The organism is Olivibacter sp. 47, from assembly GCF_030372825.1.
GTDB classification, from domain to species: domain Bacteria; phylum Bacteroidota; class Bacteroidia; order Sphingobacteriales; family Sphingobacteriaceae; genus Olivibacter; species Olivibacter oleidegradans.
Genome location: NZ_JAUCNR010000001.1, coordinates 3,429,360 through 3,444,514, shown reverse-complemented (window position 1 = coordinate 3,444,514; position 15,155 = coordinate 3,429,360). Strand labels below are relative to the sequence as shown.

At 39.9% G+C, this 15,155-nt stretch carries 11 protein-coding genes; 4 read left to right on the top strand and 7 right to left on the bottom strand.

Annotated features, from left to right (window positions below):
* Nucleotides 1-3: 3 nt before the first annotated feature.
* Nucleotides 4-615: a fumarylacetoacetate hydrolase family protein gene (locus QT327_RS15050; RefSeq protein WP_130855825.1), complete on the bottom strand. Its 612-nt coding sequence runs from the start codon at nucleotides 613-615 to the stop codon at nucleotides 4-6.
* A 247-nt stretch (nucleotides 616-862) separates the two neighbouring features.
* Nucleotides 863-1,378, bottom strand: coding sequence for a T9SS type A sorting domain-containing protein (locus QT327_RS15045; protein ID WP_289553219.1), 516 nt, complete (start codon nucleotides 1,376-1,378; stop codon nucleotides 863-865).
* Between the two features lie 255 nt (nucleotides 1,379-1,633).
* Here QT327_RS15045 and QT327_RS15040 point away from each other — a divergent pair, with 255 nt between their 5' ends.
* Nucleotides 1,634-3,580: a KUP/HAK/KT family potassium transporter gene (locus tag QT327_RS15040; RefSeq protein ID WP_130855827.1), complete on the top strand. Its 1,947-nt coding sequence runs from the start codon at nucleotides 1,634-1,636 to the stop codon at nucleotides 3,578-3,580.
* Nucleotides 3,581-3,728: 148 nt separating this feature from the next.
* On the opposite strand, the gene QT327_RS15035 is transcribed toward QT327_RS15040, so the two are convergent.
* Nucleotides 3,729-5,438 carry an amino acid permease gene (locus tag QT327_RS15035; RefSeq protein WP_289553218.1) on the bottom strand — a complete coding sequence of 570 codons (1,710 nt, stop codon included), beginning with the start codon at nucleotides 5,436-5,438 and terminating at the stop codon, nucleotides 3,729-3,731.
* A 110-nt stretch (nucleotides 5,439-5,548) separates the two neighbouring features.
* A complete protein-coding gene (locus tag QT327_RS15030; RefSeq protein ID WP_013667159.1) occupies nucleotides 5,549-6,235 on the bottom strand; it encodes a hypothetical protein in 687 nt (228 codons plus the stop codon).
* 209 nt (nucleotides 6,236-6,444) lie between these two features.
* Between QT327_RS15030 and tyrS the strand changes: the two genes are divergently transcribed.
* A complete protein-coding gene (tyrS, locus tag QT327_RS15025) occupies nucleotides 6,445-7,737 on the top strand; it encodes a tyrosine--tRNA ligase (protein WP_130855829.1) in 1,293 nt (430 codons plus the stop codon).
* A gap of 70 nt (nucleotides 7,738-7,807) precedes the next feature.
* On the opposite strand, the gene QT327_RS15020 is transcribed toward tyrS, so the two are convergent.
* From QT327_RS15020 to QT327_RS15010, 3 genes are all read right to left on the bottom strand, one after another.
* Nucleotides 7,808-8,794, bottom strand: coding sequence for a LuxE/PaaK family acyltransferase (locus QT327_RS15020; RefSeq protein ID WP_130855830.1), 987 nt, complete (start codon nucleotides 8,792-8,794; stop codon nucleotides 7,808-7,810).
* A 30-nt stretch (nucleotides 8,795-8,824) separates the two neighbouring features.
* Complete coding sequence (locus QT327_RS15015) at nucleotides 8,825-9,169, bottom strand: hypothetical protein (RefSeq protein ID WP_130855831.1); 345 nt, start codon at nucleotides 9,167-9,169, stop codon at nucleotides 8,825-8,827.
* A 61-nt stretch (nucleotides 9,170-9,230) separates the two neighbouring features.
* On the bottom strand, nucleotides 9,231-11,714 hold the full coding sequence (locus QT327_RS15010) for a penicillin acylase family protein (RefSeq protein ID WP_289553215.1): 2,484 nt from the start codon (nucleotides 11,712-11,714) through the stop codon (nucleotides 9,231-9,233).
* Nucleotides 11,715-12,136: 422 nt separating this feature from the next.
* Between QT327_RS15010 and QT327_RS15005 the strand changes: the two genes are divergently transcribed.
* Both QT327_RS15005 and QT327_RS15000 read left to right on the top strand, forming a co-directional pair.
* On the top strand, nucleotides 12,137-12,700 hold the full coding sequence (locus tag QT327_RS15005; protein WP_289553213.1) for a carboxypeptidase-like regulatory domain-containing protein: 564 nt from the start codon (nucleotides 12,137-12,139) through the stop codon (nucleotides 12,698-12,700).
* Complete coding sequence (locus QT327_RS15000; RefSeq protein ID WP_289553211.1) at nucleotides 12,700-15,138, top strand: SusC/RagA family TonB-linked outer membrane protein; 2,439 nt, start codon at nucleotides 12,700-12,702, stop codon at nucleotides 15,136-15,138. The genes QT327_RS15005 and QT327_RS15000 overlap by 1 nt, the downstream gene beginning before the upstream one ends.
* The last annotated feature ends 17 nt before the right edge of the window (nucleotides 15,139-15,155 follow it).

Genomic DNA, 15,155 nt, shown 5'->3' with positions numbered 1-15,155 from the left:
AATTTACTTTATATTGAAATCAAGTAGCTTTTGGTCTTCAATATAACCTTCCAAATGATCGCCGATAGCCACAGGGCCTACGCCGGCAGGTGTTCCTGTAAAGATTAGATCGCCCTTACGGAGTGTAATGTATTCGCTTACAAAGGATATAATGCTCTCAAAAGAAAAGATCAAATTGTTTGTATTCCCTATCTGAACTTCTTCTCCGTTTTTCTTTAAACAAAAATTAATGTTATAGATATCTGCAAAAGTGTTTTTTGGAATCAAAGTACTAACGGGCGCCGATTGATCAAAGGCTTTTGCCAGTTCCCAGGGTAGACCTTTTTGTTTATGTTCTGCTTGAAGATCGCGTGCTGTAAAATCGATTCCCAAACCGATGGAATCATAATAGGTATCAGCAAATTTTCGCTGAACATGCTTTCCCTCTTTGCAAATTCGGATCACTATCTCAATTTCGTGATGGACTTCCTTTGAAAAATCAGGTAGATAAAAATCTTTATTGTCTTTAAGTATTGCTGTATCCGGTTTCAAAAAAATTACAGGCTTTTCCGGTACAGGATTGTTTAATTCGTGGGCATGGGCTACATAGTTTCTACCGATTGCTATAATTTTCATTTAATAATTTGTTTTAAAGTGGCAATGAAGCTTGCCTGCCTACGGCCAGCAGGTTTCATTTAATAATTTGTTTTAAAGTGGCAATGAAGCTTGCCTGCTTACCGCAGGCAGGTTTCTGTAAATATACCCCCAAACCTACTACAAAAAAAAATTGCAACGAATTTTTTGATTGTTAATTTAAATAAAAAAACCATCCGTTTCCAATTGGAGCGGATGGTTTCGAATCAGAAAAGTAATTAGTTTTTATCTAGAGCACTTCAATTCGCTTAACAATAGTTTCTGTACCGGCAACAACACGGATAAAGTAAAATCCCTGGTTAAGCTTACTACCCAAGTTAAAAGTGTTGCTTTGTTCTCCCGCAGACAGACGTTGTGAAAGCAAAGTAGTTACTTCATTTCCCAACGCATCCATCACTTTGATGGACACATTACTATCTTTGTTTAGTTTAAAGGACAAACTCAGTTGATCTGAAATTTGGTTTGGAAAAACCTTCACATTACTGAGCAGCTTTTCATTTTCCGTCCCCTCCATCTTTTGTGCCCCCATTAAGGGAGAAAAAGGTTTGAATCCAAAGTGCAGATCGCTGACCTTATAGGCTTTGTGGTCGGAAATTCGACTCTTCTGCATGGGTGTTTGCTGCTTTCTCGATGCGGAATCCATTTCTAGACTGAGAGAAGCCGCCGCATGCGTGTCTATTTTTGCTAGCGTAAAGAATACACTTAAAATAAAAAGATATAGAATAGAAAAGTATTTATATGCCATAGGTGTCGCTTCAAATAGTTATTGCAAAAAAAGAGAAGTGGATCGTCACAAAGGGAAACACTTCACCAGTTAGCTTGACTACAAAAATATAATAAATATATTTCAATTTTTAGAACAAAGCAAAAAAAGATAGTTTTTAACAATTTTTAACAACTTTTTTCGTTTGCTCTGTTTTTGAATTGATTGGAAATGAGACATGCTTTCAAATATCAATATATTAGCTACATTTGCCTCGTAAATTAGAAAAATTAATCAGTGGAAAAATCAAAAGATTTACACAAGTTAAGCGCTGCGGGTTTATTGGTTAGTTTGGGGGTGATATATGGCGACATAGGAACCTCTCCTTTATATGTATTCAAAGCCATTATAGGTGACGATGTTATCACATCTGAGTTGATTTATGGGGGATTATCCTGTATTTTTTGGACTTTGACTTTACAAACTACCATAAAATACGTTATCATCACGTTAAAGGCCGATAATAAGGGAGAGGGTGGGATTCTGTCTCTATTCTCGCTAGTCAAACGGAGAGCTAAGTGGTTAATATTTCCGGCCATGGTTGGAGCTGCCGCTATGCTTGCTGACGGGATGATTACGCCACCAATCACCGTATCTTCCGCAATTGAAGGGTTGAAAATCTATAACAAAGATTTGCCCACTGTTCCCATTGTGATCGGCATCATTTCTGTTTTATTTGTTATTCAACGATTTGGAACATCGGTGGTAGGAAGAGTGTTTGGTCCGCTGATGTTTGTTTGGTTTACGATGATGGGGGTTTTAGGCTTACGTTACTTGGTTGATATGCCCGAAATTATTGCAGCTATCAACCCGTATTATGCCATTAAACTTCTAATTAATTATCCGAATGCATGGTTGATTTTAGGAGCGGTATTCTTGTGTACTACAGGTGCTGAAGCACTTTATTCAGATTTGGGCCATTGTGGGCGCGCGAATGTTAGAATAAGCTGGATTTACGTAAAAACCTGCCTATTAATGAATTATTTTGGTCAAGGCATTTGGTTGGCACAGCATCAAGGTGCCTATCTAAACGATCAGAATCCTTTCTACCTCTTGATGCCGGAGTGGTTTTTGACGATTGGCATTACCATTGCAACGATAGCAGCTATTATCGCATCGCAAGCTATGATATCGGGATCGTTTACCCTGATTGCTGAGGCGGTGCGACTTAATATCTGGCCGAAAGTGAAAATTAACTACCCAAGTAATCAAAAAGGCCAGTTGTACGTGCCATCTGTAAATTTACTTTTATGGATTGGCTGTATGGTCGTAATTTTAATATTCAAAGAGTCGCGCAATATGGAAGCGGCCTATGGATTAGCCATCAATACCACCTTTCTAGCAACAACTGTCTTAATGGTAGCGTATCTTTTCAAAAAGCATACACCACGGTATTTGATTGCGCTTTTTTTCATCATTTACATGGGGATAGAACTGGCTTTTTTAGCGGCAAACGGCGCCAAAATTGCTCATGGTGGATGGCTGACGCTGCTTTTGGCGAGTGTGCTTTTTGCTGTTATGCTTTGTTGGTGGTGGGCTCGAAAGATAAAGAATAATTTTGTACGCTATGTTGATATAGAGGATTATTATCCTATATTAAGTGAATTGACAGAAGATGAAACAGTGCCTCGCTATGCTTCTCAACTCGTATACCTGACTAGCGCCAATTTTAGATCGGAAATAGAGTCGAAGATTGTTTATTCTATTCTTCAGAAGAAACCAAAACGCGCCGATGTATACTGGCTGGTTCATGTTGATGTGACCGATGAACCCTATACAAATGAATATAAAGTGGATCACCTAGTTAAGGGCAAGTTGATACGAATAGATTTTCGTTTAGGATTTAGAGTCGAACAACGTATTAGCCTGTTGTTCCGAAAGGTAGTAGAAGAGTTAGTGAAAAACCAGGAGGTAGAGATTACAAGTAGGTATAAAACCTTGAAGAAATATAATATGGTGGGTGACTTTCGATTTGTGGTCCTCGAAAAAGTGGTTTCAAGGTCTAATAATCTAGGGTTTATGGAACGTATCGTAATGGATGCCTATAATCTGCTGAGGCATTTCAGTTTATCAGAAGAAAGAGGTTTCGGCTTAGATTCCAGCTTCGTGACCATTGAACGTGTACCACTTGTCATTTCGGGTACAAAAGAAATTAATATCAAACGAAGTTATTGGAAGCAGTAGGTTCGGTTAATTAGCCAATTAGCCAGTTATTCGTAAGTGTTAGCTTTTTCGGCACTCATGAACTCCCAAAGGTCGGTTAGCCAATGTAATGGTGGTGGGTTAGGTGGTTGTGACAGTTGTACTTACATACCGACAGGGTAACTAAAGCTTAGAGCTTATCGCCTAAAGCTCTATGGCTAACATTCAATTTTGACTTTCTATAGCCGTAAATGAAGTAGATGATAAGACCTATAACGAGCCAACCAATAAATATAATCCAGTTGCTTGCGCCAAGTTCAGTCATGAGGTAAAGATTTACCAAAATACCGGCTACCGGGAGTGTCGAGAAGTTGTATTTGTAGCTGAGAACAGTAAGTATGACCCAAGTAAGCCAGAAGATTATTGTGAGCGATTTATGTTCGATTAATTCCACGGCAGAGAGATCAACCCATTCTTTTATCGTTGCTTTACCATAAATGAACAGACCTAGCACTGTTATTAAGAGGGCTAAACCGACTATATATTTGCCGTTGACGTAAGGAACCCGGAACTTTGATTGTTTTGAGATTCCTTGATGATCTAAATATAAAACACCACCACAAACCAATATAAAGGCAAAGAAAGTACCTACACTGGTTAAGTCTACAAAGAAATCCATTCTAAAGAATAGCGCAGGAATCGTAACCACGATACCGGCAATAATGGTGGCAAAGCCAGGTGTTTTATACTTGGGATGAATACTGGCAAATTTTTTCCATAATAGACCATCTCGGCTCATCGTCATCCAAATGCGTGGTTGACCCAATTGAAAAACCAATAGGGCACTGGTAATAGCTATAACAGAACTAATGGAGATGACTCCTGCCATAAAATCTAATCCTGTTGATTGAAATACAAAGGCTAAGGGATCATTCACGTTCAATTCTTTATAGTTCACCATCCCTGTTAGCACAAGCGTTATTAATACATATAAAACGGTACAGATTAAAAGGCAGTAGATCATAGCACGTGGGAGGTCACGTTGTGGATTCTTACATTCCTCCGCTGTAGTTGAAATGGAGTCAAAACCGATGAACGCAAAGAACACAGCTGCAACACCACTTAAAATTCCTTGAATTCCATTAGGTGCGAAAGGACTCCAGTTTGCCGGTTTAACATAAAAAGCACCCCCGATAATAACAAAAAGCACCACGCTGACTTTAAGAATGACCATGATGTTGCTTGCAGTTCTTGATTCTTTAATGCCAATATAGACCAGCCACGTCACCAAAATCGTAATAAGGCCAGCCGGAAGGTTGCAAACAAGGGCAATATTACCTAAGTGGGGAGCTTGTTCATAGGCCGCTGCTGCAATTTTTTCAGAAGAACTGAGAGCTTCGGAGCCCGCTTGTTGTAGTTTATGGAAAGCTTCATAGGCGCCTTCGGAAGAAGTTGTAAGCCACAGTGGAAGTCGGATGCCGAAGCCCTTTAGCATGCTTACAAAGTATTCAGACCACGAGATGGCAACCACCATGTTGGACACTGCATATTCCAAAATAAGTGCCCATCCGATTATCCATGCGAATATTTCACCGAATGCAACATAGGCATAAGTATAGGCACTTCCGGAAACGGGGACGGTGCTTGCAAATTGCGCATAAGAAAGCGCCGTAAATACACATGCTATCGCTGTAAAAACGAATAAAAGCGAAACTGCCGGACCACCGTTATAGCTTGCTAATCCTATTGTACTAAAGATACCCGCCCCAACAATAGCCGCTATACCGAGCGAAACTAGATCTTTTACGCCTAGGACTTTTGCTAATCCTCCGCTTCCTTGATGATACGTGTCTTTTTGGATTTGCTCAACGGTTTTTTTGCGGAAGAGTTTATGAGCCATACGATGTTTGGTTGTTAAACAGCAATTAAAATTAAGGCCCAAACATAAAAAAAATATTTTATTCCGTTGTTATGGACACCAAATAAAGCTGCATCCATTCTTAGGTGAGCCTAATTGTAGTATTTGCTTAAATAATCGGCAATTTCGTTAAAGATCACTTTATAATTGTATGCTAATTCTCTTTCATATACATTTAAGGCATCAGTCAGCTGAAGTTTTTTATCTTCATTTAAGCCTTGCGGCCAAAATTTTTTACAAACTTGGTCTAGAGCGTAGGTAACTTTGGCCATCTCACGATAGGTTCCTAAATATCGATCATTGATAAAAGCATTAAAAAATGTAAGGAATAGTGTGGTATCTTGTAAGCCGGCAAGTTCCAAAAAACGGGATAAGCTTTGACGATCTACATCTTGGAGTTGCCCGTAGAAGTCGTTTTCATGTAGCCAACTATCCTTGAGAAGTAAGCGATCAAGGAGGAGCTCGAGCGCAATGTGTGAAAGAAACGAAGCGCGGATGGGTGTATTTGCAACAACAGGTGACAAATGCGCTTTCAATTGTCTCGTTTTTTCCAAAAAAAACACATTGTTGTGGAAGAACCGGTCTGTAGCCAAGTGGCGGCACCAGCCTTTCAATATCCGAGAAATACGCTGATCATCGATAAACAATGCAACATTCTTCTCGGGAAAAACACGGATATCTCTATCCATATTTCGTAAAAGATCAGGCAGCACAGATCCAAGTGCGCGATGAGGGTCATTTACTTTTCGTTCAAAATAAAAATGAGATAGGAAATTCATGGTACTCAGTTTAAAGTCCTCATCTTTGTCCAATTCTGTTATGTGCAAACTTCCTGTGAATATACATTTTTTATGCCAGTTTTCAAATAGGAGCTTTCGAGTAAAGAACTCCAGGTATTAAATGGAGAAAAAATTACATCGATGAAAAAATAATGCTAAGTTTGCACATTTCATGGGAAAAATAGATAGTTAAATAAATAGACACAGAGATGAATTTTGTTGACGAGCTGCGTTGGAGGGGCATGCTACAGGACATTATGCCCGGAACAGAAGAACAATTAGAAAAAGGAGTAACTTCCGGTTATATCGGCTTTGATCCAACAGGCGATTCGTTGCATGTAGGTCATTTAACGCAAATAATGACTCTCATTCATTTTCAGCGAGCGGGACATAGACCGATCGCTTTGGTGGGAGGAGCCACCGGGATGATCGGAGATCCATCATTCAAATCAGCGGAAAGGAACTTGTTGGACGAGGAAACGCTTCGCCATAATGTTTCATGCTTGGAAAAGCAGTTGAGAAAATTCTTAGATTTTGACAACCGAAGTGGAAAAGGCAATGGAGCCATAATGGTCAATAACTATGATTGGTTCAAAGATTTTAAGTTTTTAGATTTCATACGTGATGTCGGAAAGCTTATCACTGTCAATTATATGATGGCAAAAGATTCAGTAAAAAAGCGATTAGAAGGTGAAAATGGCTTATCATTTACGGAGTTTTCTTACCAGCTTATCCAAGGCTATGATTTTTACTATCTATGGAAACATAAAGGTTGTATGATTCAAATGGGCGGATCGGATCAATGGGGTAATATCGTAACCGGTTCGGAGTTTATTAGAAGGCAGGAAGGAGGAAGTGCCTTTGGTTTAACAACTCAGTTGATAAAGAAGACAGACGGCACAAAATTTGGAAAAACTGAAAGTGGTGCCGTGTGGTTGGATCCTAAAAAAACGTCGCCCTATAAATATTATCAATTCTGGCTTAATGCAAGTGACGAAGACGCAAAAAATTGGATCAAAATTTTTTCCCTTAAAGATAAGGCCGAAATCGATTCGATTATCGCTGAACATGATGCTGCTCCACATTTACGAATTGTTCAAAAGGCGCTAGCCGAGGATATTACGATAAGAACACATTCGGTATCTGCTTACCAAATGGCCGTAAAGACTTCTGAGTTTTTATTTGGAAGCGGTTCTTTGGACTTTCTAAGTGGCATGGACGACGCAGATGTATTGGACGTCTTCGATGGTGTGCCACAGTCTGTAATTAGAAAAGAGGAGTTGAAAAACGGAATCAATGTTGTCGATCTCCTCTCTACCTACGCATCTGTTTTCCCTTCAAAAGGTGAAGCTCGGAAAATGATACAAGGTGGGGGCGTATCCATTAATAGGGAAAAAGTTGGATCGGTTGATCAAACGATTGACCTTTCAAACTTGATTAATAACAAATATATAATTGCACAAAAAGGTAAAAAGAACTATTTTTTACTTATTGCACAGTAAGCCCCTTTTTGAATGTCGGTTACCGGTTGTAGCTCAGCAGCCGGTAACAATAATAGCTATGAGCGAGTGGCTACTGGACCAATAGATTACAACCTCGGATATCACTTTGATCGAAGCGGCCCAATATTTCAAAATGATTATTACTTGAAACGCGACCGAGATCTTGTGTGGCAATAAAAGAGCAACTATTAAGATTAGCCAAGTCAATTATATTGACGCCTCCCGTTAATCCCTTCGGCAATTTGGTAAGTGGATCATTTACATCTCTTATTAATACTTTCATCCAAGGAGGACAGGCAAAAACGCCCTTTGCCTCAGAATAGGCTTGAGACAAAAGCTCAGTCATTCCATATTCGGAATGTATGGCGGTGACGCCGAAACCGGTGCACAATATATTATGCAATTCATCTCGGATCATTTCCTTCCGCTTACCTTTCATTCCACCGGTTTCCATAACGATCAACTCTTTAAAAGAAATGTTATAGTTTTCGACAAAATCAAGCAAAGCATAGGTGACGCCGATTAGCATGGTTGGAATTTTCAGGTTTTGAAGCTCCTTCAATCGTTCATATAAAGCCCGATGGTCATAAAGGAAATAACCGCTATATTGTGGATTGGAATCCTTAATCAGATCATCTACCATATAAATAAGTGAAGATCCTTCGCGTTCCAAATAAGAAGGAAGAAGGGCCAATAGGGCCATGTTTTTTATATCGCCATAAAAAAGCCTGAAAGCTCTTCTGAAACTCTCTTCGTACAAGCTCAAGTCGCTAACCAAATGCCTGCTTGGTTGCATACCGGTAGTTCCCGAACTTGAAAAAATAACTTGACTGATTTGATTATTCAGTATGACTTCTTTTGTTTTAAAAAATTCAATAGGCAGAAATGGAATTTCTTCTGTATGAGAAATATTGTTAGGATTACAGTTGAGATAGTCCAGGTATTCCTTATACACCGCATTCTCCAATGCTTGCTTCTTAAAAATTTGCAATGCAACTTGCTCAAATTGTTCCGATGAGCGTATTTGAAAAATTGCCCTTTTATCGATGTTTACCATATTTACTGAAAACAAAGATACGTGAAAATATTAAAATGCTTTTCTAATGTATTGTCCCGACAAGCCGGCAAAACCCGCTACAAGGCCACCGGGTATACCACTGATCAGCGTCATCCAGATCCAATTGAAAGAGCTTTCAGGTAAGCCCAGCAACAGGCCGACACGGTTAGCTAGTATGTGTCCGTTTAAATAACTTAGATAAAGGCTGTACAAAGCCCAAACACAATAGATTGCAGCAAAGCAAATGATGAAAGCTTTCCATGGCTTTTCGTTGAAAAGATAGGATACAATGACGGAAATTGGTATAATGATCCACCAAGGCAATACTAATTGAGCCGTAAAGATGATTACACAGAGTACGATAAACATTTTCATTATAATAGTATTTTAAAAAGCATGAAGTTTGCCTATTCACTTACGAAAGACAGAAGCAGATTTAGTTGGTAAGCGTAATTTTACTTACAATTCTGTTTTGCAGCTCATTTTTTTCACCTGTCAGGAATAGTAGTTCTTTGAGCTCTCCCTGAAGCCAGGCTTTCAACTGATTGTCATAATAAATGCTACCCGGATTTCCTGACGAGCCACCCGGTAATATGCCATAAGCCTTCGGCCTATGACCAAGTTCGACCACCATTCTCCAGGAAGGGCCGCTCTTTTCCTTGATTGCATTTATTGTACGCCCCGAACCATTGACGGGAAACTTAAAAGATGCCAATCCTTTTATACTCGCCAAGTGAAGAACACGTCGTTCATTGACCGTTCCCCACGCCCAAGTTTCATCGAGCGCACCATATTTTTCTTCCAGGTTCTGTAGGGCGTCGTGAAGTGATTTGGCGAACAGGGTAGCTCGAGGGCTTAGGGTGCCCGTCTTTTCCTTTCCATACCATATTGAATTAGGTTCATTGAGTAAGAGCTCGACGGTACGATCGCGATTGGGATAACGCATTTTCGCCGATTTTTTATCAAACCATTTGCTCCATAATGCATTTTCAATTTCTTTATACCATTGTTCAAAAATGGTTGCAGCAATAGAAGTTGCTTCATAACAATGATCCCAATTTCGCAATAAGGCAAGTGCTTTTCGATCAATGTCATTTAATTCCTGCACCCCTTCAGTAACAGACACCAAGGTATCCAGGATATCGTCCGCCAATATGCTTCTGTTATCGAGCTGAAGTAATCGAAGTGAATCAGCCGTTGCGTGTTCCAGTTTTGCTAGTCGTTCATTTATTCGATGCCCGCGATCATAGGGTGCATACTCCCAATTCAAATAATAAGGATAACTTTGATCAACCGGGGATTGATTTGCCGAACTGACAAAACCGCGTGATGGATTTTTAACGCTTGGGTTCTGCTCGGCAGGAATTCTGTCCGACCAATCGTTCTTGCTGTATTTTCCATCGAGTATAAATTTTCCATGTTCAAATGATTTTAATGGAAAATAGCCGTTTGGTGTAATAGCAATGTTATCCTGATTGTCAGCGAAAATAAAGTTCTGAGCAGGCGCAGTAAAAAATACCAGTGCTTTTCTGTAGTCACCATAGTTCTTGGCTCGATTCAACTCATAAAAGGTTCGCAAATCATTGGAGGGCAAATGGGCAACCCATTTCAAAGCTGCACCCGTTGGTATGTTGTTTGCTAAGTTGCTTTCGCTATTCAGCGGTTCTTCGGTGACGCTAATAGGACCGTGATGGGTGTAGTATACCGTATCGAATACAGTAGCACCTGATCTTACGTTGATTTTTTCTATTCTTTTCGTAGTTTTCTTCCATTCATCATCAACTAAATAGAAGTCTTTTTTTTTATCTTTAAAGGTAATTTGGTACCAATCTAATACGTCTGATCCGACATTAGTCACACCCCAGGCAATGTGCTGATTAAAGCCGATAATTACACAAGGGGCACCTGGGATAGAAACACCGCAAGTGTTGCTGGTGGAACTTTGAAGCTGTACCTGATACCAAATGCTTGGAAGTGTAAGGCTAAGATGTGGGTCATTTGCCAGTATTGGATAGCCCGTGCTGCTTTTTTGCGAAGATATTGCCCAATTATTGCTGCCTAAACCCTCTTCCTTGTTTCCTGCCAGTAAATTATTTTGATCAATAAACTTCATTAAAGAGAGTGACTCTTTGGGTTGTTCTACAGGTGTCTGAATTTTATTTGCAATGTTTGTTCCGTGTACCGCCTTAAATGGCCAAGGCGTTCCCTGTGGGATAATCGGATCTTCTCTAAAAGGATAGTTTGGAAATAAGTTGTCTGTTATTTCTTTTCCATGTGTCTTCAGGATGTTCGTCATATGAAGTTCATCGGTACTACCGGCGAGTGTAGCAGACATTAATTTCAGCAATAAGGCTGAATTTATAGGTTGCCAAGGTTCAGGTGCATAATCTAACAGTTTGAATTCCAAAGGGTAATCAGCAGGAGAGAGATCGGCGATATAAGCGTTTACACCATCGGCATAGGCTTCAAGGATAAGTTTACTAATAGGATCTTTCATACTTTCAGCTAGCATTCGCTCAGCACCCAACATCATACCCATTCTTCGTTGATACCGATCTAACGGAACTGCTTTTGCACCTACTACTTCCGCAAGTCTACCACTTGCATATCGCGTTTGAAAGTCCATTTGCCAAAGTCGGTCTTTCGCAGTAATGTAGCCCTGCGCAAAATAGAGATCATAATCGTTTCTGGCAGAAATGTGGGGGATGCGTTGGTCGTCATAAAAAATTTCGATGGTGTCTTTTATCCCTTTTACAAAAAAGCTTTGATTTTCTGTTTGCGAAAGGGGCTCTGCATTTTTCCAAAAGCCATCAAATGGACTTAAAAACTTTCCTAGAGGAGGGATATCCCCGATTTTTTTATTTAATACGAACGCTAAACCGATACATAGAAAAATAGCTAAGGCTGCTTTTAACTTCATAAGTCTATAGAATATAATGAACGGTTGTAATAGGTCACGACATAAAAGTAACTAAAAACGTCATTTCCTGCAACGTTTTTTAAAAGAAAAGGAGGTGATCTGGAGTGTGCGATACCCAAACTAACGTGTATATTTTGCAAATTACTTTTGTAATTCTTAAGAATAACTTTAATTTTACCGCACTCATCGGGAACGTTTTCATTACGTGTAGTGTTTCCTGAGGCCAATATAAACAGATTGTGTGTTGTCATGAAAGACGTTGACAATTGCCAATCTTAACAAAAGGTATCACCAATAAAATTAAAGTAAATTATGAATTTTTATCCAACGCCCGTTCCTTAAGCTTATCTAGCGATGTATGTATGTAAATGGCCAAATAAATTGGCCCAACAAGCTTCATTATAACCATTAAAACCAATCGAATGAAAAAGAATCATGTTGTCAGTTTTCTGGCGTATTTCATTTTTATGCTAAGCTCTCTCGTTTCTATGGCACAAAGTGGCAGTATAGCGGGAAAAGTTTTAGACGAAAACAACCAACCTTTACCAAGTGCTTCTATACAACTAAAAGAATTAAACAAATCCGTAGGAACGAATGTCGACGGGAATTTTAACATGGCTAATATTCCGAATGGAAGGTACACATTAGTTGCCTCGTTTGTCGGCTATATGCCGCAAGAAAAATCTGTCACGGTTTTAGGCCAGGCAGTTACGGTGACCTTTACCATGCAACCCGATGCGCAGGGTTTGGATGAAGTGGTGGTGGTAGGGTATGGTACCCAACGCAGAAGTGATTTAACGGGAGCTGTTGCTTCCGTTGGCGCCAAGGATTTCAACAAAGGCCCATTAGTTGCAGCCGATCAATTAATTCAGGGTAAGGTGTCCGGTGTGCAGATGATCAATAATAGCGGACAACCAGGGGGCGCTACTACCGTACGTATTCGTGGTAATTCGGCTGTTACAGGTACCGGGCAACACTGTACGTAGTGGATGGCGTTGCTTTGGACGGGCGTTCAGCCAGACCGAGTCAAAGTGGCGGGATAGGTACGAGCCCGGCAGGAAATCCCTTGAGTTTTATTAATCCGGCGGACATTGCCTCGATGGAAATCTTAAAAGACGCGTCCGCAACGGCAATCTATGGTTCAAGAGCTGCTTACGGTGTCGTTTTAATCACAACAAAACGTGGTCAGGAGGGCGGCCTGAAGGTAGATGTCAACTCTTCCGGTGGGATAAGTAATATTATGAGAAGAATCGACATTCTTGACGGCAACCAATATCGAGACGCTTTAAACAAATATGGACTAACAACGGGTGATTTTGGCGATAATGTCGATGCTTTGGATGCGATATTGCGAACCGCTTACAATCAAAATCACAGCCTTTCATTAAGCGGAGGGAACGCTGATAATAAGTACAGAGCATCTTTTGGATATCAGGATCAGCAGGGTATTATCGAAAAAACCGGATTTAAAAGATACAGCGGTTCGTTTAATGGAAATTTCAAAATGCTTAAAAGTAAAAAATTGGGATTGGATGTGAGTTTAATAGCCAGCCAGACCAACGAAAATATAGCACCCCTGGCAACAGACGCAGGAGCGTCAGGTAGTTTACTAACACACGCTTTAGCCTGGAACCCAACTCGGCCATTGCGGAACCCGGATGGCAGTTTGCTGGTAGAACGTGGTAATATTGTTAATCCGCTAGCCATGTCTGAAGCTTATAACGATCGTTCTAATGTATCTACCATATTGGCAAGCTTGTCACCTTATTATAAGTTTAACGATTGGTTGGAGTATCGGATGTTGTTGAGTATTAACTATAACCGGGGAGAACGTCGATCATCCACGCGGAGTTTTATTAATCTTCCAAGTATTCAGGCGGAGCCCGCCAATAATTTCCCTGGGGGATATGCTAGTGTTGCTAATAATGAGCTCATAACTAAACAATTGACTCATACACTCTCATTTAATAGAGAAATTGCCTCCGACCTTAATCTAAACGCGGTGATAGGTTATGAATACATGGATTTCATCAATCGGGGCACCGACATGAATGCACGTGGTTTCGGCGATATTCCTGTAGATTATACCGATGTTATGCAAGCCACTGCACCTGGAAATAGAAATTTGAACTCTTTTAACGATCCTACTACGCAACTACAATCTTATTTCGGAAGGGCTACCTTTAATTTTAAAGATCGTTATCTATTGACTGCTACGGTTCGTATTGACGGTTCTACTCGATTTGGAGAAAATAACCGTTATGGAACCTTTCCTTCATTCGCGGGTGCTTGGAACCTGAAAAATGAAGACTTTATGGCGGATGTTGCTTGGTTGAATCAATTGAAGTTACGTGCCGGTTGGGGTAAAACAGGTAATCAAGAGTTTCCGTCGGGTTCATCACAACGTAGATATTCAATCGGATATGGAGGTGGTGGCCAAACCAGACCTATAAATAATAACGAGAATCCAGACTTACGTTGGCAATCGGATGAACAGATGAATGTGGGGCTGGATTTTGGTTTATTTAACGGCCGCTTGAGTGGTACGGTGGATTATTTTAATAAGAAAACAACGGATTTACTTTTTCCGCAAACACCACAATATCCTGCATCACCGGATGCATCTATTACTTGGATAAATTTGCCGGGAGAAGTAATTAACAAAGGGATCGAACTGAACCTAAATGGTGTAATCGTTGAAAATGATAATTTTCGATGGGATTTAGGGGCGAATGCAACGTTTGTAAGCAATAAGGTACGCAATTTAGGAGAAAATGAAATCATTAGAACCGGTAGCTTAAGCGGACAAGGGCTCAGTGATGTAACGGTGCAAGTAATTCAAAATAATTATCCGCTTTTTGCCTTCGTGACAAGGGAATATTTAGGATTGGATCAAGAAGGGTTTTCACAATATACAGACGACGGTTTTGTGTTTTATCGTGTGGGAAATCCAAATCCAAAAGTGTTATTAGGTATTAGTACAGCGTTAGATTATAAAAAATTCTCTTTCTCTGCAAACTTTAATGGAGCCCTCGGACAAGATATTTATAATAATACCGCTAATGCTGTATTACCTATATCTAATTTAGGGTCTAGAAACATTGCTTCGGAACTAGTAAATTCAAGCATATTAGAGTCGCCAGCCAATCCAATTGCAGCCTCATCACGTTATATTGAAAATGGAAGCTATTTAAAACTTGCCAACGCTACATTAAGTTACCGGGTAGGAGATGTTGGTAACTCCATTAAAAATTTAGGCATTTTTGTTAACGGGCAAAATTTATTTGTGATCACTAAATATAAAGGATTTGATCCTGAGGTGAATGTCAATAAATCGGTAAACAGCGTGCCTTCGGCGGGCATAGATAATGTGACCTATCCAACAGCCAGAACATTTAATTTAGGCGTCAACTTTTCATTATAAATTTTAGCGGAAGAATC

Coding starts and splice junctions, on each gene's coding strand:
- QT327_RS15045 (WP_289553219.1), bottom strand. CDS start 1,378: ATGGCATATAAATACTTTTCTATTCTATATCTTTTTATTTTAAGTGTA.
- QT327_RS15050 (WP_130855825.1), bottom strand. CDS start 615: ATGAAAATTATAGCAATCGGTAGAAACTATGTAGCCCATGCCCACGAA.
- QT327_RS15015 (WP_130855831.1), bottom strand. CDS start 9,169: ATGAAAATGTTTATCGTACTCTGTGTAATCATCTTTACGGCTCAATTA.
- QT327_RS15035 (WP_289553218.1), bottom strand. CDS start 5,438: ATGGCTCATAAACTCTTCCGCAAAAAAACCGTTGAGCAAATCCAAAAA.
- QT327_RS15020 (WP_130855830.1), bottom strand. CDS start 8,794: ATGGTAAACATCGATAAAAGGGCAATTTTTCAAATACGCTCATCGGAA.
- QT327_RS15010 (WP_289553215.1), bottom strand. CDS start 11,714: ATGAAGTTAAAAGCAGCCTTAGCTATTTTTCTATGTATCGGTTTAGCG.
- QT327_RS15005 (WP_289553213.1), top strand. CDS start 12,137: ATGAAAAAGAATCATGTTGTCAGTTTTCTGGCGTATTTCATTTTTATG.
- QT327_RS15030 (WP_013667159.1), bottom strand. CDS start 6,235: ATGAATTTCCTATCTCATTTTTATTTTGAACGAAAAGTAAATGACCCT.
- tyrS (WP_130855829.1), top strand. CDS start 6,445: ATGAATTTTGTTGACGAGCTGCGTTGGAGGGGCATGCTACAGGACATT.